At 65.9% G+C, this 21848-nt stretch carries 20 protein-coding genes and 1 pseudogene; 11 read left to right on the forward strand and 10 right to left on the reverse strand.

Annotation, left to right across the window (positions count from 1 at the left end; all coding sequences use genetic code 11):
• Positions 1 to 14: 14 nt before the first annotated feature.
• The 6 genes and pseudogenes from U1H99_RS05070 (at position 15) to U1H99_RS05095 (ending at position 5340) form a co-directional block, all read left to right on the forward strand.
• Positions 15 to 1508, forward strand: a complete 1494-nt coding sequence (locus tag U1H99_RS05070) for a glycoside hydrolase family 30 protein (protein WP_323140651.1) — start codon at positions 15 to 17, stop codon at positions 1506 to 1508.
• Between the two features lie 76 nt (positions 1509 to 1584).
• The gene (locus U1H99_RS05075; protein ID WP_323140652.1) at positions 1585 to 2604 is read left to right on the forward strand and encodes a LacI family DNA-binding transcriptional regulator; all 1020 of its coding nucleotides are present in this window, start codon (positions 1585 to 1587) and stop codon (positions 2602 to 2604) included.
• A complete protein-coding gene (locus U1H99_RS05080; RefSeq protein ID WP_323140653.1) occupies positions 2601 to 3671 on the forward strand; it encodes a glycoside hydrolase family 43 protein in 1071 nt (356 codons plus the stop codon). Before U1H99_RS05075 ends, U1H99_RS05080 begins: the two co-directional genes overlap by 4 nt.
• A gap of 71 nt (positions 3672 to 3742) precedes the next feature.
• Positions 3743 to 4090, forward strand: a complete 348-nt coding sequence (locus tag U1H99_RS05085; protein ID WP_323140654.1) for a hypothetical protein — start codon at positions 3743 to 3745, stop codon at positions 4088 to 4090.
• A 131-nt stretch (positions 4091 to 4221) separates the two neighbouring features.
• Positions 4222 to 4734 (forward strand): annotated as a pseudogene (locus U1H99_RS05090) (ferritin-like domain-containing protein).
• A 174-nt stretch (positions 4735 to 4908) separates the two neighbouring features.
• Entirely contained in the window at positions 4909 to 5340 is a 432-nt protein-coding gene (locus U1H99_RS05095; protein ID WP_323140655.1) for a hypothetical protein, read from the forward strand.
• Between the two features lie 14 nt (positions 5341 to 5354).
• Here U1H99_RS05095 and U1H99_RS05100 read toward each other — a convergent pair whose 3' ends face one another.
• Positions 5355 to 5672 carry a Dabb family protein gene (locus U1H99_RS05100; protein WP_323140656.1) on the reverse strand — a complete coding sequence of 106 codons (318 nt, stop codon included), beginning with the start codon at positions 5670 to 5672 and terminating at the stop codon, positions 5355 to 5357.
• Positions 5673 to 5735: 63 nt separating this feature from the next.
• Positions 5736 to 6641 (reverse strand): alpha/beta fold hydrolase, encoded by a 906-nt coding sequence (locus tag U1H99_RS05105; protein ID WP_323140657.1) that lies wholly within the window; start codon positions 6639 to 6641, stop codon positions 5736 to 5738.
• Between the two features lie 78 nt (positions 6642 to 6719).
• Between U1H99_RS05105 and U1H99_RS05110 the strand changes: the two genes are divergently transcribed.
• The 3 genes from U1H99_RS05110 (at position 6720) to U1H99_RS05120 (ending at position 8469) form a co-directional block, all read left to right on the forward strand.
• Positions 6720 to 7103 (forward strand): MerR family transcriptional regulator, encoded by a 384-nt coding sequence (locus U1H99_RS05110; RefSeq protein ID WP_323140658.1) that lies wholly within the window; start codon positions 6720 to 6722, stop codon positions 7101 to 7103.
• Between the two features lie 120 nt (positions 7104 to 7223).
• Positions 7224 to 8093, forward strand: a complete 870-nt coding sequence (locus U1H99_RS05115; protein ID WP_323140659.1) for an SEL1-like repeat protein — start codon at positions 7224 to 7226, stop codon at positions 8091 to 8093.
• A gap of 28 nt (positions 8094 to 8121) precedes the next feature.
• On the forward strand, positions 8122 to 8469 hold the full coding sequence (locus U1H99_RS05120) for a hypothetical protein (RefSeq protein ID WP_323140660.1): 348 nt from the start codon (positions 8122 to 8124) through the stop codon (positions 8467 to 8469).
• A gap of 8 nt (positions 8470 to 8477) precedes the next feature.
• On the opposite strand, the gene U1H99_RS05125 is transcribed toward U1H99_RS05120, so the two are convergent.
• The 3 genes from U1H99_RS05125 to U1H99_RS05135 all read right to left on the reverse strand — a co-directional run bounded on the left by U1H99_RS05125 (position 8478) and on the right by U1H99_RS05135 (position 10198).
• A complete protein-coding gene (locus U1H99_RS05125; protein WP_323140661.1) occupies positions 8478 to 8720 on the reverse strand; it encodes a hypothetical protein in 243 nt (80 codons plus the stop codon).
• Between the two features lie 246 nt (positions 8721 to 8966).
• Positions 8967 to 9395 carry a GNAT family N-acetyltransferase gene (locus U1H99_RS05130; protein ID WP_323140662.1) on the reverse strand — a complete coding sequence of 143 codons (429 nt, stop codon included), beginning with the start codon at positions 9393 to 9395 and terminating at the stop codon, positions 8967 to 8969.
• A complete protein-coding gene (locus U1H99_RS05135; RefSeq protein WP_323140663.1) occupies positions 9392 to 10198 on the reverse strand; it encodes a PhzF family protein in 807 nt (268 codons plus the stop codon). Before U1H99_RS05135 ends, U1H99_RS05130 begins: the two co-directional genes overlap by 4 nt.
• A gap of 82 nt (positions 10199 to 10280) precedes the next feature.
• On the opposite strand from U1H99_RS05135, the gene U1H99_RS05140 reads away from it, so the two are divergent.
• Positions 10281 to 13511 carry an error-prone DNA polymerase gene (locus U1H99_RS05140; RefSeq protein WP_323140664.1) on the forward strand — a complete coding sequence of 1077 codons (3231 nt, stop codon included), beginning with the start codon at positions 10281 to 10283 and terminating at the stop codon, positions 13509 to 13511.
• A 15-nt stretch (positions 13512 to 13526) separates the two neighbouring features.
• Here the strand turns inward: U1H99_RS05140 and U1H99_RS05145 are convergent, their stop codons facing one another.
• Positions 13527 to 15269 carry a methyl-accepting chemotaxis protein gene (locus tag U1H99_RS05145; RefSeq protein WP_323140665.1) on the reverse strand — a complete coding sequence of 581 codons (1743 nt, stop codon included), beginning with the start codon at positions 15267 to 15269 and terminating at the stop codon, positions 13527 to 13529.
• 312 nt (positions 15270 to 15581) lie between these two features.
• Here U1H99_RS05145 and U1H99_RS05150 point away from each other — a divergent pair, with 312 nt between their 5' ends.
• A complete protein-coding gene (locus U1H99_RS05150; RefSeq protein WP_323140666.1) occupies positions 15582 to 16907 on the forward strand; it encodes an amidohydrolase in 1326 nt (441 codons plus the stop codon).
• Between the two features lie 167 nt (positions 16908 to 17074).
• Here the strand turns inward: U1H99_RS05150 and U1H99_RS05155 are convergent, their stop codons facing one another.
• The 4 genes from U1H99_RS05155 to U1H99_RS05170 form a co-directional block, all read right to left on the reverse strand.
• Complete coding sequence (locus U1H99_RS05155) at positions 17075 to 17476, reverse strand: PRC-barrel domain-containing protein (RefSeq protein ID WP_323140667.1); 402 nt, start codon at positions 17474 to 17476, stop codon at positions 17075 to 17077.
• Between the two features lie 112 nt (positions 17477 to 17588).
• Entirely contained in the window at positions 17589 to 19316 is a 1728-nt protein-coding gene (locus U1H99_RS05160; protein WP_323140668.1) for a methyl-accepting chemotaxis protein, read from the reverse strand.
• 170 nt (positions 19317 to 19486) lie between these two features.
• Positions 19487 to 20563, reverse strand: a complete 1077-nt coding sequence (locus tag U1H99_RS05165) for a M48 family metallopeptidase (RefSeq protein ID WP_323140669.1) — start codon at positions 20561 to 20563, stop codon at positions 19487 to 19489.
• 16 nt (positions 20564 to 20579) lie between these two features.
• Positions 20580 to 21740: a YjgN family protein gene (locus U1H99_RS05170; RefSeq protein WP_323140670.1), complete on the reverse strand. Its 1161-nt coding sequence runs from the start codon at positions 21738 to 21740 to the stop codon at positions 20580 to 20582.
• Positions 21741 to 21848 lie beyond the last annotated feature (108 nt).

Below are 21848 nucleotides of genomic sequence, written 5' to 3' on the forward strand. Positions count from 1 at the left end.
GGAGACGGACGCATATGAAAAGACGAGAAATGATGCAGTTGCTGTGCGGCGCAGCCGTGATGGGCGGCAGCCTGTGTACCGGCGTGGCGACCGCGGCGCCGGCGCAAGCCAAGGCCCAGGCCCAGGCCCAGGCCCAGGCCCAGGGGCCATGGCAGATCTATACGACGGCCCAGGGTTCCAACCGGCGCTTCGCGGCGCAGGCATCCGGCAGCCCGCGCGCGGCGACCCAGCCGATGGAAACCGAAACCGCGGTGTTCGTGGACACCCGCAAGCAGTTCCAGGAAGTGTTCGGCTTCGGCGGCGCCGTCACCGACGCCACCGCCGAGGTGTATGCGAAGCTCAAGCCGGACCAGCAAAAGGCCTTCCTGGCCGCCTACTTCGATCCGAAACAGGGCCTGGGCTACAGCATCCTGCGCACCACGATCCACAGCTCCGACTTCAGCAGCGCCAGCTACACCTACGTGAAGGACGGCGACCGCACGCTCGATTCGTTCAGCATCGAGCACGACATGAAGTACCGCGTGCCGCTGATGCGCCAGTCGCTGGCCGCGGGCGCGTCCTACGGCACCAGGATGCGCACCTTCGCCTCGCCCTGGAGCGCGCCGGCCTGGATGAAGTCGAACGGCAGCATGCTGGGCGGCGGCAGCCTGCTGCCCGAGTACCGCGACCTGTGGGCGCAGTACGTGGTGCGCTTCGTGAAAGCCTACGAAAAGGCCGGCATCCCGCTGTGGGGCCTGTCCATCCAGAACGAGCCGATGGCCAAGCAGACCTGGGAATCGATGATCTTCACGGCCGACGAAGAGACCCGCTTCCTGGGCGACCACCTCGGGCCGGCGCTGAAGGCGGCGGGGCTGGGCGACAAGAAAGTCATCGTCTGGGACCACAACCGCGACCTGCTGCCGCAGCGCGCCGGCACCATCCTGTCCGACCCCAAGGCGCGTCCCTACATCTGGGGCGTGGGCTACCACTGGTACGAGACCTGGGCCAAGGGCATGCCGATGCACCGCAACCTGGCCGCCGTGCACGAGGCCTACCCGGACGTGCCGCTGCTGCTGACCGAGTCCTCGGTCGAGAAGTTCGACGCGTCTCAGATGCAGTCCTGGGCCAACGGCGAGCGTTACGGCAGCGAGATCCTGGCCGACCTGAACGCCGGCTCATCGGGCTGGGTCGACTGGAACATGCTGCTCGACAGCCGCGGCGGCCCCAACCACGTCGGCAACTACTGCTTCGCGCTGCTGCACGCCAGCGACGACGGCCAGCTGGTCTTCACGCCGAGCTACGCCTACATGGGTCACTTCACGCGCTGGATCCGGCCGCAGGCGCGCCGCGTGAGCGCCGCCACCAGCCGCAGCACGCTGGATGCGACCGCCTTCCGCAACGCCGACGGCAGCCTGGCGGTGGTGGTGCTGAACCAGACCGACAAGGCCCAGCGCTACCGCCTGGTGGTCGACGGCGCCGAGGTGGCGGTCGACATTCCGGCGCACGCGATCCAGACCGCGGTCCGTTGATCCGGCAGCCGCCCGGGCAACTTATAGTATGCTTGGGCGGCTCGACAATAAGGATAACAACGACTGGGGACTGTTCGTGGCGACTATCAAGGACGTAGCCCGCCTGGCCGGCGTCGGCCTGGGCACGGCGTCGCGCGTGGTGCGCGGCAAGGGTTCGGTATCGCAGGCCAAGCTGGAACGCGTGAAGAAGGCGATCGATGCGCTGGGCTACCGGCCCTCGCACGCGGCACGCTCGCTGCTGTCCGGCAGCAGCCGCATGATCGGCGTCTACATCCCGCTGCTGTCGGGTACTTTCTATACCTCGCTGCTGCAAGTCATCGACACCGAATTGCGCGCCGCCGGCCTGCACATGATGGTGGCCTTCGGCGTCAGCCGCGAGGACGCGCGGCGCCAGGCAGTGGAGGGCGTCGGCTTCCTGGTCGAACACGGCTGCGACGGCGTGATCGTCCTCACCAGCCCGTTCACGGACGAGGACCTGGCCACGCTGGGGCCGAAGCGCGACCGCCTGGTGGCGCTCAACCATAGCTACGACAGCAGCGCCGGCCGCAGCTTCACGGTCGACCACCGCCTGGGCGGCCGCCTGGCCGCGCGCGCGCTGCTCGACCATGCCCACCGCGAGATCGCGGTGATCGCCGGCCCATCCACGGTGGCCGACAACATCGACCGCATGGACGGCTTCATGTGCGAACTCGAAGCCGCCGGCATCGATACCCGCGCCCTGTGGGCGGCCGAGTGCGATTTCTCGTCGAGCGCCGGCTACGCCGCGGCGCAGGAACTGGTCGCCTCGGGCCGCCCCTTCAGCGCGCTGTTCTGCGCCAACGACGAGATGGCGCTGGGCGCGCTGTCCTGGTTCCACGAAGCCGGCATCCGCGTACCCCAGGACGTGTCCGTGATCGGCTACGACGATACCCCCGCGGCAGCCTATTCGGCGCCGCGCCTGACCTCGGTGCACATCCCATGGCGCGAGATGACGCGCAATGGCGTGGCCGAATTACTGAATCTTTGTTACGGCTTGCAGAAGCCCGTCACGCGCACCTTCCCGGTCAGCGTGAGCATGCGGGCCTCGCTGGTCACTTGTGAAAGGCATTCCCGATGAAGAAGTCCCTTGCGCTGCGCAGCCTGGTGCTGCTGCTGGCGGCCGCCGGCCTCGATGCCCAGGCCGCCAACCCTATCGTGCCCGGCTGGTATGCCGACCCCGAGATCCGCGCCTTCGATGGCCAGTACTGGATCTACCCGACCTATTCGGACGATCTCGGCAAGCCGGAACGCTCGACGGCGTTCACGCCCGAGCAGCAGCGCATGCGCGCGCGCAAGGACCTGATCTGGGAACCCTACCTGAAGCAGACCTTCCTCGACGCCTTCTCGTCGCGCGACCTGGTGCACTGGGAAAAGCACCGGCGCGTGCTCGACGTCGCCGACGTGTCCTGGGCCGCCTACGCGGTGTGGGCGCCCTCGGCCGTGCAGCACAAGGGCAAGTACTACCTGTTCTTCGGCGCCAACGACATCAAGGCCAACGGCCAGCTGGGTGGCATCGGCGTCGCGGTCAGCGATCGCCCCGAAGGGCCGTTCAAGGACGCGCTCGGCAAGCCGCTGATCGGCGAGATCCACAACGGCGCCCAGCCGATCGACCAGATGGTGTTCAAGGACGACGACGGCCAGATCTACATGTACTACGGCGGCTGGAAACACGCCAACGTGGTGCGCCTGGCGCCCGACCTGCTGAGCGTGCTGCCGTTCGCGGACGGCACCACCTACAAGGAGATCACGCCGGATCCGCAGTACGTGGAAGGCTCGTTCATGGCCAAGCGCAAGGGCATTTATTACTTCATGTGGTCGGAGGGCGGCTGGACCGGGCCGGACTACAAGGTGGCGTATGCGATGGGCAATTCGCCCACCGGCCCGTTCAAGCGCATCGGCACCATCCTGGCGCAGGACGGCAAGATCGCGCGCGGGGCAGGGCACCATTCGATCGTCAACGTGCCCGGCACCGACGACTGGTACATCGCCTACCACCGCCGCCCGCTGGGCGACAACGAGGGTAACCACCGCGAAATGGCCATCGAGCACCTGTATTTCAACGAGGACGGCACCATCAAGCCGGTCACGATGACGCGCGAAGGCGTCGAGCCGCGTCCGCTTGCGGCAGGCGGCCGAGGCGGCTGAGGTGGCTGACACCCCGCGGCGCGATGGAACGTGCGGCGACGCGCCGTCCGTCCCGGTGGTATGCTGTCGCCATGACTACCGATTCCGATATTGAACTGTCCGGCGCCTTCCAGGCCAAGGACAGCAACGGCCGTACCCTCGACGTCAAGGCGATCCGCATCTTCGACGAGGGTTACGGGATCATCGACGTGTACGTGGACTTCAAGGCGCAACTCGACTCCGGCGCGCACAAGGACACGGTGCTGCTGCGCCAGATCGTCGATCGCCTGCGCGCGCTCGGCTACAAGGGGCCGGATTTCGGCCTCAGCGACCCTGGCCTGCAGGAAAGCCGCCTGATCGTGCTGGAGGCGCCCGAGGAATTCGCGGCCTTCGCCAAGAGCCGCGGCTGGAAGAACCTGGCCGAGGAATTCGACGAATAAATTGCCTCGCAATGTGAGGCAACTGACAAACGCCGTTCATCGACTCTGCGAAGGTAGGCGACTTGGCGGGCCCGAAATCATGCTGCATGCATGGCTGCCGCCGACATCAACTTACCTTTAGCGGAGGAATCATGACGACCACGGCAAACGACAACCTCGACGACTGGCTGCGCGACGCCCATGCGATGGAGCAGCAGGCCGAAAAAATGCTGACCGCCCAGGCCGAGCGCCTGGAACACTACCCGGCGCTGCGCGCACGCATCGTCCAGCACATCGAGGAAACGCGCGGCCAGCAGCGTCTGCTGGACGAGTGCCTGACCCGGCGCGGCATCAGCAACTCGATCGTCAAGGATCTCGGCGGCAAGCTGATGGCCTTTGGCCAGGCCGTGGGCGGCATGACGACCAGCGACGAAGTCGTGAAAGGCGCGATGGCCGGCTAAGTCTTCGAGAACCTCGAAATCGCCAGCTACACCTCGCTGATCGCCGCGGCACAGGCAGTCGGCGACACGGCGACCCAGGCAGCCTGCGAACGGATCATCGTCGAGGAGAAAGCCATGGCAGCCTGGCTGCTGGAGCACTTGCCTGAGGTCACGCAAGCCTTCCTGGCGCGCGCCGAACAGCCGGGCGTGACTGCAAAAGTCTGAGTTCGTCCCTTCGGCCAGGCGCGCGCCTGGCTGGACGGTAACGGGGCCACACGGCCCCGTTTTCAATTCCCACGTTAAAAAATGCCGTCTTTTACCGCGGCGCAGGCGCCCATGTGATGTTATTTTATTGCCAGCTGTTTAATTGAACACATCACACATCGACAGGGGGCGGCAATGAAAGGTGCAGGCGGAACCAGCGGCGGTGCGGGCCAGTTTTTCCTCGACCTGATCCTGATGTGCGGCGGCTTTTATCTGCTGCTGAATGCGGTGGTGGTGAACTCCACCTTCGGCATGGGCGCGCATCTGTTCGGCATCGGCGGCTATGGCGTGACCGGCGGCATGATCCTGGTTCCGCTGGTGATCGGCATCGCCATGATCTTTTATAACGCGCGTAACTTCTTCGGCTGGCTGCTGGCGGTCGGCGCCTTCGGCGCGATGGTGTTCGGCGTGATCTCGTCGGTCAGCATGAACCTGCGCACCATGTCGGCGTTCGAGCTGATCTGCATCCTGGCGCTGGCCTTCGGCGGCCTCGGGCTGTTCCTGCGTTCGCTGCGCGGCCAGGCGCAGGAAGAGCGCGACCAGGAGCGCGCACGGCTGCGCTCCTGATCCGGCTGCGGGGCTTACTTCGCCCAGTAATCCAGCACCAGCGAGCGCGCCAGCACGGCGCCCAGCGTGCCGACGAAGCGCTGGTGCTCGGGATGGCCCAGGTAGGCGTCGCGGTCTTCGGCGTTGGCAAACGTCAGCGTGAAGCAATGCGTGAAGCCGTCGTTCAAACCTTCCGGGCTGACGTTGGTGCCCCATTCATAAGCGGTAATGCCGGGCACGGCGGACGGCAATGCCTTGAAACCGTCGACGATGGACTGGACCTGTTCGGCGCTGGCCTCGTCCTTGAAGGCAAACAGGACGACGTGGCGCAGGGTGGAAGATGGGTTGGTCATGATCGGTCATGTTAACAATGGATCATTATCTTAGCATCGCCCCACGCGCCCTGCAGGGCGCCGCTAGCGCGCCAGCGACTGCATGAACGCGGCCAAGTCGCGGTTGAAGCGTTCCGGCTCTTCCAGGAAGGGCGCGTGGCCTGATCCGGCGTAGACGATGCTGCGCACGCGCGGGTTGATCGCCTTTGCGCGCGCGATCGCCGGCCCGGCTTGCACCAGGACGTCCTGCGCCCCGTACAGCAGCAGGACCGGTACCCGTGCCTTGCCCAATCCCTCGGCCGCCGCCACGCTCATCGACTGCACCGCGGTCTGCATGTCCCACGACGCCAGCGCGGCATTCGCCAGCAGGCGCTCGAAGGTCGCGCTGTCGGGGCTGCGCCGGAAGCACAGGGCGAGGAAGCTGCGCTCGGCGTCGAGGTGGGTCTTCAGGTCGGGACTGGTCACGTCGCGGTAGATCTCGGGATGCGGCGTGATCTGGTCGGCGGCGAGTTCGATCACGCCGTCCACGTACACGGCGCCGCCGATGCCGGCGTCGCCGTAGGCAGCCAGATAGTTTGAGATGACGGCCCCGCCCAGCGACCAGCCCGCCAGCACCGGCTTGCGCGCCTGGGTCGCGGCTAGAACTGCCGCCAGGTCGTCGGCCCAGCGCCGGCCCTGGCGATACGGTTCGAGACCGGTCGGCTTGCCCGACAGGCCATGGCCGCGCAGGTCGTAGGTAATCAGGCGATAGCCGCGCAGTTGCGCGCTGCCGACCTGCTGTTCCCAGTTGAGGCGGCTGCCGAGCAGGCCGTGGATGAAGACGATGGCGGGACCGTCCGGGTTGCCGGACTCCTGGACGGCCAGCGCCACGCCGTCCGGGGCGGTGACCATGTAGTGCTTGTCGGCCGCGCGCGCCGGCGCGAACAGGGCGAGCAGGGACAGGGCCAGCGCCCAACGGACCGCGCGGGTGTGCAGGGAAGAGGGATGCATGATGTCGCTCCAAAATGATCGGGAAGTGCTACTCTGAAGCCTCACACCAATGTGAGGGTCAAGCCCTTTCGCCAATCCATGCACGAGACATCGCAATCCGCCACGCTGTCGATCGGCGAGCTGGCGCACCGGACCGGTGCCAGCCTGCGCTCGATCCGCCATTACGACGAGCACGGCCTGCTGGCCTCGGTGCGCGCCGACAACCGCTACCGCCGCTTTCCCGGCGCCGCCGTGACCCAGGTAAAACAGATCCAGCGCCTGATCGCTGCCGGTTTCAGCCTGGCTGAGATCCGCGGCTTTCCCGACTGCATGCGCATGATCGAGGGCGCGGCGATGTGCCCGGAAACCACGCCGGCCCAGCGCAAGCGGCTGGCCGAGGTCGAGCGCCAGATCGCCGACCTCGAGCAGCGGCGCGCGCGCCTGCTGGCCATGCTGACCGAAGCGCGGCCGCCGGCCGGTTAGGTCTGCTGCACTAGGTCCGCCGCCGATGCCAGCCAGGTGTCGCGGTGAGAAAGTGCGCATTTTCGAGGGTGCCGGTATGGGATGATATGGCCATACTGATAACGACAACGACGCCTGACAATGAACGCCGGTTCCCGCCTGCATCAACGATTTTTGTTATGGACAAGCACCGCGATCCTGTCGGGCGCATGGCTTTGGTCCAGTGCGGCGCATGCCAGGGAAACGCTCGCGCAACGCAGCGAGCGACAGGAAATCGAAGCGATGGAACGAATGTTGGGCGACGGCCTGTGTGCGAGCGCAGTGGGTGCGATCAAGTCCGGCCTGGCGGCGAAAAAGCCCTACATCATGCTAATGGCCGGGAGCATGTATGAGGAAGGCCTGTGCGTCAAGCCGGACTGGGACAAGGCGGCCGGCCTTTACATGCGCGCGCAGGAGGCGGGGCAGCGCCATGCGATCCAGCGGCTGGCGGCAGGCTACGCCCGTCCCGGCCGCGACAATGGCATGGCCATCTGGTGGGCCGCCCGCAACGGCGATCAAATCACATATCCGTCGCGCTGCATTCCCGCCGCCGACCCGGTGAACGATCAGGACGGCTTTAACAGGGCCTTGGAAACCATGCCGCCGGCGACTTTCCAAAGCTGCGTCTACTTCATCGGCGTGGTGAACGAACTGCTTTCCCAGATCCGCTATCCGCGCCTGGCCTCGCACAACAACGTGTCGGGCAGTTTCATCATGGACTTCGTACCGGCCAACGGCACCATCATCTGGGCGGTCGACAAACTCGACGTGGACGAGAATTCACCGGGCGCTTTTTTTCGCAACCTGGCCACCGAGGGACTGGATAATCCGCGCGAGATCAAAAACAGCCTGATCAATTACCTGAAAGGCAAGGGCAACTTCGCGCTGGCGCGCTACCCGCGTCCTGCAGGCGACTTTGCGCCGGATTACGTTTTCCGGGGGCGGTACGTTTTCTCAATCGAGAAGTGGTGAACCGCGGCTTATCGTTGTGGGAGGAAAGTTGATCGCATCGTCTTCGATCGGGCCGCTCGTTATCTGGCTGTTGATCGCGACAGTCTTCTACGCGGCGCTATGGTTTGCATGCATACACCGCTTTGGGATGGTGGGCACCTGCCTCTTCAGCCTGGGATTTTCCGCCATGCTGAGTCCCGGCATATTCGCGGGCGGCCATGGCGCCATCCCTTTTCCGGGAGGGGCCGCTTTTCTGCTCGACGGCTTGGGTGGAAAAGGCGGGCCTATTGCCGACCTCAACCTCATGATGTGGCTGCTGACGTTTGCCATCTTTTCAGTGTGCAGCTGGCTCCTCAAAAGATTCGAGACGCCGGACAAAACCTCCAGCCTGGCCTGAGCTCGGTGTTATTGGTCGAGGCTGGCCAGCGCCCAGCACTGGGTCCAGGAAAAGATCGCGTTGCGCTGCTCGTTACTGAGGCCGTCGACCAGCATCTCGCTCAGGAAACCGGCGACGTTGGTGCGCACGTTGCGGGGCAGGAAAGCCGCCGTCGCGACCGACGACTCGACGTCGGGATGGACGCTCGACATCATGATTTGAACGACCAGCTCGGCCTGCTCGGTCCAGCCGGCGTCGTCAACATAGGTCATGAGCGCGACAACGCTGTCTGGAAGAGTCGTTTGGGTTTGCATGGGCGGCGCACTCGTCGAAGGGTGGATAAGTCATCGAGAATACAGCAGTCGCGTAACCACAGGATGAATTCCGCACCAAGGCAGGCATATCAGTGGCAAGTCTTGCAACGACAACGTGGCGTGGCTGGTACACCGGTGATTCGAGTGGCAAGTCTGGCACCTGACCGGATAGTTGAGATCTTTTACCGACGCACCTCCCTTATTTCACGGCATTAGCACTTTCACGAAGCGCATCCGCTTTTCGCGGTAACCCTGCCGTTCATAGAATCGGTGCGCCCGGGTGCGCGCCACATTGCTGGACAGTTCGAGTTGCGCGCAGCCCTGTTCACGTGCAAACGCTTCGGCCGCCTGCAGCAGTGCGGCGCCGATGCCGCCGCTGCGCTGCGCATCGTCGACCACCAGCGCGGACAGCAGCGCCCAGCGGTCCGGCACGTGCAGCGGCGCCATCACGTGCACCACGGCTACGCCGGCGACGGTATCGCCTTCCTGTGCGACCAGCACCCGCATCGTGTCGCCGGCCGGCACCGCGGCCAGCCGCCGGGCCAATTGTGCGGCGTCGTTCGGGTAGCCGAGCTGGCCGAACAGGGCGGCGATGCGCTCGAGGTCTCCGGAATCGGCTTCACGAATCGTCATGCGCTGCGCTGTCCGGCCGGTTCTGCCGCGCCGCCGACCAGCACCGTGGCGCCGTCGAAGCGGGTGCGGATCAGGCAATCGCGTCCGCTGGCACGGCCCTGGCGCAGTGTCAGCCCCTGGCCGAGGGCCACGCTCAGGGCGCCGGCCGCGACGCCGGTAGCGCTGTCTTCCAGCGCCGGATCAAGGTGGTTGAAGTTGCGGCCTTCGTAGTCGCCGTCCGGGCGGCGGCACCAGGCGTAGATGCCGTTCACGCCGTTTTGCCGGCCCCAGTCGGCGATGGCCGCGAGGTCCGGTGCCAGCGCGTACAGCGCGTCCGTGTCCGCCACTTCCACCAGCAGCTTGGGACTGCCGACCGAGGCCACGCGCGGCGGCGAGGGCAGGGCGATGGCGGGTGCGGCCAGCAGCGCCCTCAGTTGCGCACTTAGCTGCGCCGGCGTGACGTCGATGGCGGGCAGCGCTTGCGGCGCCAGCTTCACGAAATAGGCGTCACCCTCGCGTGAGAGGTCGAGGCGCTGGCCCTTCAGCGCCGTCTCGACCGTGATCGTGGCCGGCGCGCCGGCGCGTGCAAACAGCACCGCGGCCACGGCCAGCGTCGCGTGCAGGCACAGCGGGCTGCGCATGTGCGGGTAAAAGAAATCGACTTGCGTATTCCCCTGGTCTTCGTCGAGGAAGACGCAGGTGGTGTTGCGCTCGCGTGCCAGCGCCTGGCGGGCGGCGCCGTCGCGCGGCGCGCCTTCGATCACCAGCGCCGGGTTGCCCTGGCCGGGGCGCGAACTGAAGCAGATCAAGGCGTGTACGTGCATGTTTCGCAATTGTCGGGTTCGTAAGTTATACTGTGTTTTTATACAGTATTTCTGTTGGTTAAGAAAAATTTGACGCCCATCCATGCTATCCGATCCACCATCATCCATCCAGGGCTTGCCGGCTTATGCAGAGCTGTTCTGCCTGTCGAACTTCTCCTTTCTACAGGGGGCTTCGCACGCGGAGGAATTGGTGGCGCGGGCGGTGCAGCTGGGCTATGCGGCGCTGGCGCTCACCGACGAATGTTCGCTGGCCGGCGTCGTGCGTGCACATGGGGAGGCCAAAAAGGCGAAGCTGCCCCTGATCGTCGGCGCGCATTTTCACCTGCACGACGACAGCGGAAGCGGCGAGCCGGCGCTGTCGCTGATTCTGCTGGCGCAGAACCGCAACGGCTACGGCAACCTGTCCGAGCTGATCACGCTGGGGCGCACGCGCAGCGAAAAAGGCAGTTACCTGCTGCGTCCAGCCGACCTCGATGCACCACCGCAGCAGTTGGCGCACTTGAAAAGCATGCCGGATTGCCTGGCGATCTTGCTGCCCGCATATCCGGGCCACGAGCCAGCCGGCGTCGACCGCCTGCACGGGCAGGCGGCGTGGATGGCGCGCGTGTTCCCGGGACGCGCCTGGATCGGCCTGAACCTGCTGCACCGCGCCTTCGACGATGCGCACCGCGCCACCATCGAGGAAGTCGGCTGGCAGCACCGGCTCCCCATCGCCGCGCTCGGGCACGTGGTGATGCACCTGCGCTCGCGCAAGCCGCTGCAGGACACGATGAGCGCCATCCGCATCGGCAAGCCGGTGGCTGAATGCGGCTACGCGCTGGCGCAGAACGCCGAGCAGCACTTGCGCTCGCGCGTGCGCCTCGGGAACATCTATCCGCGCGCGGCGCTGCAGGAGACGCTGCGCATCGCCAGCCTGTGCAGCTTTTCGCTGGACGAGCTGCGCTACGAGTACCCGGACGAAGTGGTCCCGTCCGGCCACACCGCCACCAGCTACCTGCGCAGCGAAACGTATATCGGCGCGCACCGGCGCTTCCGCGACGGCATCCCGGCGGCGGTGCAGCAGCAGGTCGAGCACGAACTGACGCTGATCGCCGAGATGGGCTACGAGCACTACTTCCTGACCGTGTACGACATCGTGCGCTTCGCGCGTTCGCAGCACATCCTGTGCCAGGGGCGCGGCTCGGCCGCCAATTCGGCGGTGTGCTACTGCCTGGGCATCACCGAAGTCGATCCGGCGCGGGCGAACCTGTTATTTGAAAGGTTCATCTCGAAGGAGCGCAACGAGCCGCCCGACATCGACGTCGACTTCGAGCACCAGCGCCGCGAAGAAGTCATCCAGTACATCTACCGCAAGTACGGCCGCACGCGGGCGGCGCTGGCGGCCGTGGTGATCAGCTACCGGCCCAAGAGCGCGCTGCGTGACAGCGGACGCGCGCTCGGCATCGACCTGGCCATCGTCGAGCGCGTCTGCAAGCAGCACCACTGGTTCGACGGCAAGGCGGATTTATTGAACCGCCTGGCCGACAGCGGCCTCGATCCGGAAGCGCCGCTGTCGCAGCAGTGGGCCTCGCTGGCCCAGCGCCTGCTCGGCTTTCCACGTCACCTGTCCCAGCATCCGGGCGGCTTCGTGATGGCGCGCGGCCAGCTGTCGCGCCTGGTGCCGATCGAAAACGCGACCATGCTTGATCGCAGCGTCATCCAGTGGGACAAGGACGACCTCGAGGAGCTGGGCCTGATGAAAGTCGACGTGCTGGCGCTGGGCATGCTGTCGATGCTGCGGCGCGGCCTCGAACTGGTCGGGCAGCGCCGCGGCACCGTGTTCGAGATGCAGGACATCCCGCCCGACGACAAGCCGACCTACGACATGATCTGCAAGGCCGATACGGTCGGCGTGTTCCAGATCGAATCGCGCGCGCAGATGAGCATGCTGCCGCGCATGAAGCCGCGCCGCTTCTACGACCTGGTGATCGAGGTGGCGGTGGTGCGGCCGGGGCCGATCCAGGGCGGCATGGTGCATCCCTACCTGCGGCGGCGCGAGGGCAAGGACCCGGTCCATTATCCGAGTCCGGAAATGGAAAGGGCACTGTCACGCACGCTGGGCGTGCCGATCTTCCAGGAGCAGGTGATGCAGGTGGCGATCCTGGCGGCCGGCTTCACGCCGGGCGAGGCCGACCAGTTGCGCCGCGCGATGGCGGCCTGGAAGCGCAAGGGCGGGCTGGAAAAGTATTACGAGCGCATCGTCGGCGGCATGCTGGCACGCGGCTATGAACAATCCTTCGCCGAACAGATCTTCAGCCAGATCCAGGGCTTCGGCGAATACGGTTTTCCCGAGTCGCACGCGGCCAGCTTCGCGCTGCTCGCCTACGCCAGTTCATGGCTCAAGTGCCACGAACCGGCCGCCTTTTTGTGTGCCTTGTTGAATAGCCAGCCGATGGGTTTCTACAGCCCCTCGCAACTGGTGCAGGATGCGCGCCGCCATGGCATCGAGGTGCGTCCGGCCGACGTCACGCTGAGCGGCTGGGACTCGACGCTGGAAGAGTTCGTGCCCGCTGCCACGTCGCCCGGTGGCGCGGCAACCGGTGGGGCACAGGACGGCGCGCGACCGCAGCCGGCGGTGCGCCTGGGCTTGCGCATGCTGCGCGGCCTGAGTGCGGAAGCGGGCGAGCGCATCGAAGTGGCGCGCGCGGTGCGGCCGTTCGCGAACGTGGCCGACCTGGCGCGCCGTGCCCACCTCGAGCGCGGCGACCTGCAGGTGCTGGCCGGCGGCAATGCGCTGGGCGTGCTGGCCGGCCACCGGCGCCAGGCCTTGTGGGAAGCGGTGGGGGCGGTGCCCGACCGCGACCTGCTGCGCCCGACCGAGCCGGTCGAGGAGACGCCGCTGCTGGAAGCGCCGAGCGAAGGCCAGGAGATCGTCGGCGACTACCGCGCGCAAGGCCTGACGCTGGGCCGCCATCCGCTGGCGCTGCTGCGCGCGCAACTGCTGGCCAAGCGCTTCATTCCGGCCGAAGTGCTGATGGACTTCCAGAATGGCCAGCTGGCGCGCGCCTGCGGCATCGTCACCGTGCGCCAGCGTCCGGGCACGGCCAAGGGCGTGCTGTTCCTGACGCTGGAAGACGAAACCGGCAACGTCAACGTGATCGTGTGGCCGACGCTGGTCGAACAGCAGCGGCGCGAGGTGCTGCATGCGCCTTTGCTGGGTGTGTACGGGGTGTGGCAGCGCGAAGGGGAGGTGCGGCACCTGGTGGCCAAGCGGCTGGTGGATATGTCGCACCTGCTGGGTAAACTGGATACGCGCAGCCGGGATTTTTGTTAGCAGCCGATGGCTGACTTAAAACTCTTCCCAATCGCCGGCACCGGCAGCCACCGGCTCACGCTTCGCCGGCGCGCGCTGCACAACCGGCTCGCGCTTGATCGGCTCGCGCTTGATCGGCTTCGCAGCGATCGCCTTCGGAGCCGGCACCACCGCACGCAGCGCCGGCGCAGCCGCGGCTGCCGGTGCCACGGCAGCAAGGCCGTGCGCACGATCCAGCTTGAACACGCTGACCACGTCCGCCAGCGTCGCGGCCTGGTCCTGCATCGATGCCGCCGCTGCAGCCGCTTCCTCGACCAGGGCCGCATTCTGCTGGGTCACCTGGTCCATCTGGCCGATCGCGTGGTTGACCTGCTCGATGCCGGTGGTCTGTTCCTGGCTGGCGCTGGTGATCTCGGCCATGATGTCAGTCACGCGGCGGATGCTGGTGACGACCTGTTCCATCGTCGTGCCGGCCTGGTCGACCAGGCGGGCACCGGCGTCGACGCTGGTGACCGAGGCGGTGATCAGTTCCTTGATTTCCTTGGCGGCGGCCGCCGAGCGCTGGGCCAGGCTGCGCACTTCCGACGCGACCACGGCGAAGCCGCGGCCCTGTTCGCCGGCACGCGCCGCTTCCACCGCTGCGTTCAGGGCCAGGATATTGGTCTGGAAGGCGATGCCGTCGATGACGCCGATGATGTCGGCGATGCGCTTGGCCGAGTCGTTGATCGCGCCCATCTTGGTGACCACTTCGCCGACCACGGTGCCGCCCTGGATCGCGATTTCGGAGGCGGCGATCGCCAGCTGGTTGGCCTGGCGCGCGTTGTCGGCGTTCTGGCGCACGGTGGTGGTGAGTTCTTCCATCGAGGCGGCGGTTTGTTCCAGCGCGCTGGCCTGCTGCTCGGTGCGGGCCGACAGATCGAGGTTGCCGGCGCTGATTTCGCGCGAGGCGGTGCTGATGGTGTCGGTGCCGCCGCGGACCTGGCTGACGATGCCCACCAGGCTGTCGTTCATGTGGCGCAGGGCGCGCAGCAGGGCGCCGGTCTCGTCCTGGGCCGAAGCGTCGATGCGGTGGCTGAGGTCGCCGCCAGCGACGGTTTCGGCCACGGTCACGGCGTCGCGGATCGGACCCACGATGCCGCGCGTGAGCTGCCATGCGAACACGGCGCCGGCCAGCAGGGCGCTGGCGGCCAGGATCATCATCAGCCTGGTACTGCGTTCCGCGTTGTCGTCGATGCCGCCCGCGGTCGCGTCCATGCTGGCGCGCTGCATGGTCACCAGCTCCTGCAGCAGGTCCTGGTAGCGCTGGGCGGCCGGGGTGAATGCCTTGTCCAGCAGGCGCGCGGCTTCTTCTTCATTGCCGTCGGCCTTGGCCTTGACGGCGCCGTCGCGCGAGGTGCTGTAGGCCTTGCGCTGTTCGAGGATTTTGGCAAACAGGTCTTTCTCGGGACCGCTTGCGGCGATCAGCGGTTCGATCTGCTTGAGCAGTTCGGCCGCCTTTTTTACCGAGGCCGCCGCATCTTCCTTGAAGTAGGCGCCCAGCGACGGATCGGTGCTTTTCACGATGGCGGCGGTGCGGCGGATCGATGCGAAGTTCAGGCTGTACCAGTCGGTGATCAGGCGCTCCTTGGCGAGCGGCACGGCCATCATCGCCTTGGTCGCGGTGGCCACTTCGGTCATGCGCAGCGCGCCGACGGCGGCAATCACCAGGGTCATTGCCAGGATCAGCGCGAAGCCGAGGCCGAGGCGCTTGCCGATCTTGATGTTTCCAAAAAATCCCATAATACAGTCCTTTTTTGTTCAGAAAACGGCCGCCGCACGTGAAGGAACCTGCTCGAATAGGGAGCATGGGCACGGTTGAAGGGGGCGGGCCGGAAGCTGGGAATTGTAATGAAAGGAGTTTCTTTGGGGAACTAAAATTCTATGTGGAAATATTTATGCCACACTTTTGTAGGTATTATCCGACAATTCTCTATCAGAATTGTTAAGTTGAAAATTGTTACATCCAGGGTGATCTGGTAGTCTGAAAAAAGGCGGTAAGCCCACCCATGCCTACCATTCCTCGTTTCACCCAGAAAAAGTGAAGTTCCCTCCATGAAGCCATCCAGCATTCTCCGTACCACCCTGTTCGCCGCCGGACTCGTCGGCGCCGCCGCCCATGCCGCACCGCTGCCGGCTCCGTTCACCCAGCAGCTGAACGCCAACTACCCGGCCATCGAAACCTTCTACCAGGACCTGCACAAGAATCCGGAACTCGGTTTCGCCGAACACCAGACCGCCGCCAAGCTGGCCGAGCGCGCCAAGGCCCTCGGCTTCGAGGTGACCACCGGCGTCGGCGGCACCGGCGTGGTCGCGATCATGAAGAACGGTCCCGGCCCGGTCGTGATGCTGCGTACCGAGATGGATGCGCTGCCGGTCCAGGAAAAGACCGGCCTGCCGTACGCCAGCAAGGTCAGCACCAAGACGGCCGCCGGCGAGACCGTGTCGGTGGCGCACGCCTGCGGCCACGACCTGCACATGTCGGCCTGGTACGGCACCGCCAAGCTGATGGCCGACAACCGCAAGGCCTGGAGCGGCACCCTGATGCTGATCGGCCAGCCGTCCGAGGAAACCGTGCACGGCGCCGAAGCGATGCTGAAGGATGGCCTGTTCAAGCGCTTCCCGAAGCCGGATTACGCGCTGTCCTTCCACGATGACGCCACCATGCCCTCGGGCACGGTGATGTACCATGCCGGCCCGTTCCGCGCCTCGTCCGACGTGGTCAACATCACAGTCTACGGCCAGGGCGGCCACGGCGCCGTGCCGCACGAAGCGCGCGATCCGATCGTGATGGCGGCGCGCATGGTGATGGCGATCCAGACCCTGGTGTCGCGCGAAAACAATCCGATCGACCCGGTCGTGATCACCATCGGCAGCATTCATGGCGGCACCGTCGCCAACATCATTCCGGACCAGGTCACGATGTCGCTGTCGGTGCGCACCTTCAAGCCGGAAGTGCGCAAGCGCGTGCTGGCCAGCATCGCGCGCGAAGTGAAGGGCGAGGCGATCGCCGCCGGCGCGCCCAAGGAACCGCTGGTCGACGTCCAGCCGGGCACCGATTCGGTCTACAACGATCCGGCGCTGATCGAGCGCATGGTCAAGGTGGTGCAGGGCGCGGTCGGTCCGGAGTGGGTGAAGGAGATGCCCCCCAAGATGACATCGGAAGACTTTTCGCAGTACGGCCTGCAGCCGGGCGTGAAGGCGGTGCTGCTGCACGTTGGCGCGGTCGATGCTGCGCGCCTGGACGCGGCGAAGAAGGCCGGCCAGCCGCTGCCGGGCACCCACTCGCCGCAGTGGGCGCCGGATTTCAAGCCGACCGTGACCAATACCATCAAGGCGGAAACGGCGATCCTGCTGGATCTGCTGGCGCCGAAGAAGTAATGGAGTAATCGGGCGGCAGCGCCCGTTATAGCCCGCTACATCGGTACGTCGCCCCTGCGCAGGCAGGGGTCCAAGTTTTGCGCTGTGCCACGAACTTGGGCCCCTGCCTGCGCAGGGGCGACGGTTTTTGGGCAAGTGGCGGGATTGAGAGTGTACGGATCCTCAGCTCAAGCCGCCTGCGTCCCATAGTAAGCGTGCACTTCCCCCATCCAGCTGCGGTCCGCCATGTCCGGCCAGTGATCGGTGTCGAACCCTGGCGCGCCGGCAAGGCGTTCCTTCGACACGTCCATCGTAAAACGCTTGTGCCCGGGGTCCAGCGTCAGCGCCTGCCACGGCACCGCGAACAGTTTTTCGCCGAGGCCGAGAAAGCGGCTGGTCGACATCACCGCATACGCGATGGTGCCGGTGCGCATGTCGACCATGAATTCCTTGATCACCCCAAGATGTTCGTTCTGCAGGTTATGGACGTGGTCGCCGAGCAGGGTGTGGGCGCCCATCAGTTCGGGGCCCGGTCCCTTGCCGTGCTTGTTCTTGTACATCCCGTAATCGTCGCGTTCCAGGTAAGACATGTGGATCTCCTTCATTGGAGCCGCAAGGATACCCGAGTCCGGTGACATTCCGCATGAACGCACACGTCATGCAGGGACAAAAAAAATGCCGGCGCATGGCCGGCATCGTCGATCAGAATTCTTCCCAGTCCTCGCCGGCGGTGGCGGCCACGCGCTTGCCTGCCGTGTGGGCGCTCGCCGCGGCCGGGGCCGGGGCAGGGCGTGCCAGCTTCGGTTCGGCGCGTGCGCGCACGGCCGGCACCCTGGCCGCCGGCGCCGCCGGGACTGTTGCTGCCACCCGCGCCGGGGCGGCGTACTCCAGCTTGAACTGGTCGACCGCCTGCGCCAGCTTGGCCGCCTGCTCCTGCAGCGAGCCGGCGGCTGCCGCCGATTCCTCGACCAGCGCCGCATTCTGCTGGGTCGCCTGGTCCATCTGGCCGATCGCGCTGTTCACCTGCTCGATGCCGCCGGTCTGTGCCTGGCTGGCCGATGCGATCTCGGCCATGATATCGGTCACGCGCTGGATCGAGCTGACCACCTGCTGCATGGTGGCGCCGGCCTGGTCGACCAGCTTGGCGCCGGTATCGACCTTGCCGACCGAATCGTCGATCAGGCTCTTGATTTCCTTGGCCGCCGCCGCCGAGCGCTGGGCCAGCGTGCGCACTTCGCCGGCCACGACCGCGAAGCCGCGGCCCTGTTCGCCGGCACGGGCCGCTTCCACGGCCGCATTCAGGGCCAGGATATTGGTCTGGAAGGCGATGCCATCGATCACGCTGATGATGTCGACGATCTTGCGCGACGATTCGTTGATCGAACCCATGGTCTGGATCACCTGTTCGACCACGGCGCCGCCTTCCGAGGCGACGCTGGAGGCGGTGATCGACAGCTGGTTGGCCTGGCGTGCATTGTTGGCGTTCTGGCGCACGGTGTCGGTCAGGTGCGCCATCGACGAGGCCGTGCTTTCCAGCGACGAGGCCTGCTGTTCGGTGCGGTTCGAGAGGTCGAGGTTGCCGGCCGCGATTTCGCCGGCGGCCCCGTGGATGGTCGAGGTGCCGCCGCGCACTTCGCTGACGATGCGCACCAGGCTGTCGTTCATGTCGCGCAGCGAGCGCAGCAGGGCGCCGGTCTCGTCGCGCGCATCGGACTGGATGCGGCGGGTGAGGTCGCCGCCGGCCACGGCTTCGGCCAGGTCGACGGCTTCGCGGATCGGGCGCACGATGCCGCGCGTCAGCAGCCACGAGCAGACCGCGCCGATCGCCAGCGCCAATGCGCACAGCAGGCCGATGATGCGGGCGCTGGCGTTGATGTCGCCGTCGATCTCCTTGGCGGTGGCGTCGATGTGGCGGTGCTGCATCTCGACCAGCTTGGCGAGGCTGGCTTCATACGCGATCGAGGTCGGCATGAATTCCTGGTCCAGCAGGCGGGCGGCTTCGGCGCTGTCGCCGGCGGTCTTGGCCTTGATCGCCTTGTCCTTGGCCGCCGTGTAGCTCTTGCGCAGTTCGCCGATCTTGCGGAACTGTTCTTTTTCTTCGTCGTTCGACAGTAACGGTTCGATCTTTTTGATCAGTTCGGACGAGCGGCCCGAGGTCTTGGCACCGTCTTCCTTGAAGAAGTCGATCAGGCTGGGATCCGCGCTCTTGACGATGGCGGCGGTGCGGCGGACCGCGCCGAAGGTCTGGGTGTGCCATTCGGTGATCATGCGCTCCTTGGCCAGGGGCACGTCCATCGCGCTGTGGGTGGCGCTGCCGATCTTGTCCAGGTAGGCGACGCCGGCACCGCCGATTGCCAGCGTCATCGCCAGCACCAGCGCAAAACCGCCACTCAGGCGCTTGCCGATACTAATGTTTTCAAGAGCAGACATCGAACATCCTTTCAATAACCGACGCAAACAGGTGTTCGATTCTACTTTGCCCTACAGCAATTTTTGTATCTCTATTTTGAAGTTTGTGCGCACACGCAACAGATAATATTGAACAAACGGTGCAAAAAAGCACTTTATAAATGTGTTTTCCTCAATTTTATAGGCATTAATTAATTGAACACGCGTTTTTCTTCTTCTTCGCTCTCTTGCAACCGGTCGATACGCTCGGCAGTTTCCGGGTGGGTGGAAAGGTAGCCCATCGACTGGCGCATCCAGCGCGGCATTTTGGTTTCCGCGCCCTGGGCTTTTTCCAGCGCGCCCAGCACAGCCATGAAGTGGCGGACCGACAGCTGCCTGCGGTGCAGGACCTGCACTGCGTAGGCATCGGCATCCAGTTCCATTGCGCGCGAATATTCCATCTGCGACAGCACCGCAGGCAGGCCGGCGGCCACCGCGCTGAAATCGCCGAACAGCGCGGCCGACAGCGCGGCGGTAAGCGAAGAGCGCGCCATCACGCGCACGACGTGGCGGTGCTCGACGTGGCCGACCTCGTGTCCCAGCACGGCAATCAGCTGCGCCTTGCCCGCGTCGGTAAGCTCGTCCTTGTCCTGTACCAGGCGCACCAGCGCATCGGTGACGACGATGGTGCCGTCCGACAGCGCCAGCGCATTCGGACCGAGCCGCGGACTGCTGCGCACCAGCAGGCGCAGCGGCATGCGTCCGTTCGCCGGCGCGATCGCCGGCAGCAGGGCCTGGATCTCGGCGATGCGCTCGTCGCTCAAGCGCGAGGGGGCAAGGAGTCCCTGCTTTTCCAGGCCGGCCAGCGCCGCCTTGCCGAGCGAGACGTCGACCGAGGGCGGCAGGCGTTCGGCGATGCGCTCGGCGGCCAGCGGAATGCCGCGCAGCCAGCCCAGTGCCAGCAGGCCCACCAGCAGGACCAGAGCGACCAGGGCGGCCGGCCAGCGTTCCTGCCAGCGCACGACCGGACTCTTGCGGTAACCGAGGGCCGCCAGCAGGGCATCGCGTGCGGCGCCGGCCGCCACTTCGCAGCTGGCGCCATCCTGCAGGCGCAGCACGGCGGGCGCGGCGGCGAAGGGTTCGGACAGCGCGACCGCCTCCAGCGGGTAGCTGCGCTGGAAGGTGGCTGCCGTCACCGTCAGCGTACCGGCGCCGACGCTCAGGTGGGCAGGGTGCAGGTGGGCGCTGCGGCCGTCGAAGAAGGATGCGTCGATGCTTGCGGTCGTCATGTCGTTATCCATCAGGTTACCAGGACAGGTCCACGCCGATGAAATCGGCGACGCCATCGCCGGCGGCCGCCGCCGGGCGGCGCCGCGCCGCGTGGGTCGCCTGCTCGAAGCCCTCGGGTGCGTCGATGCGCAGGTGTTCGATCCGGTAGCGCCAGGTGCGCACCGCGGCGAAGGGGCGGAACAGACCCAGCGTGAGCAGGGTCAGCAGCACGTTGACGAGCTGCAGCCTGAAGTAGCTCCAGAAGGCCATGTGACAGTCGATGCGCACGCCGGGGAAGGCGGTGGCCGACCAGGCCCGGTTGTTCAGGCGCACCGCGACGAACGGGCCGATCATTAGCAGCGAAAGGTAGAACAGGACGATCCCGATGATGATCACGACTGCCATGCCCATGTCGACGCCCTTCTTGCCGCCAGCGCCCGCACTCGTGACGCCGACGATGGCGCCCAGAATGATGAGCACGATGCCGAGGATGAGCATGATGGCGAGGCTGACCAGGAAGCCTTGCAGGTAGGGCAGGGCCAGCCTGAATATGGACAGCGGGAAGCTGGCTTGCTGGTCGCCGTACACCAGGTGGCGGTGCTGGTAGCGGCGCATCGCGCCGTGCATCAGCGGCCACAGCAGGTAGAGCAGGAAAAAGGCGCCCAGTAGCCCCGGCGCCAGGGTCAGCGCGGCCAGCGCACTCGGCACCACCACCAGGGCGATTGGCAGCAGATACACCAGGTAGGCGTGCTTGACACTGCCGCTGAAGCCGAACGGCAAGCCGCGGTACCAGGTGTTCGACAGCCGGAAACGCAGGGCCGAACGCATCATGAAGGGCAGGCCGAGCAGCAGCACGGCAACGATCACCAGCCCGGTCGTGCGCGACAGGCCGAAGGCGTAATGGTAGGCGCCGAGCACGGCCACCGCCAGCAGGCGCCCGCGCAGGATCGCCTTGGGATCGCCGCGGAAGTCGAAGCTCGCGCCGGCGAGGTGGGTGTTACGGTAAAAATACTGCAGCCGGCGCGTCTTGGCCCAGGCCGAGTAGATGCCCAGCGTGGCCACGCTCAGCAGCAGGTTGACGATCCAGATGCGGAAGTATTCGGCGCCGCTGCCGCTGAATGACAGCGACAGCGGGGCAGGTGCGACGGCAGCCTCGGTGGGCGTGCCGGGTGCGGCGTGCTCGATCAGGTCGTCCATGTAATTATTTGTATGGAAGAAAGATCGGTAATGTAAGCATAGCTTTCCGGCTTTGGCAATTATTGCAATGCTAGTTGATTGCGGCCACCGTTTGTGGATAAGGCTTGG

Source organism: Massilia phyllosphaerae, from assembly GCF_034659755.1.
Lineage (GTDB): Bacteria > Pseudomonadota > Gammaproteobacteria > Burkholderiales > Burkholderiaceae_D > Telluria > Telluria phyllosphaerae.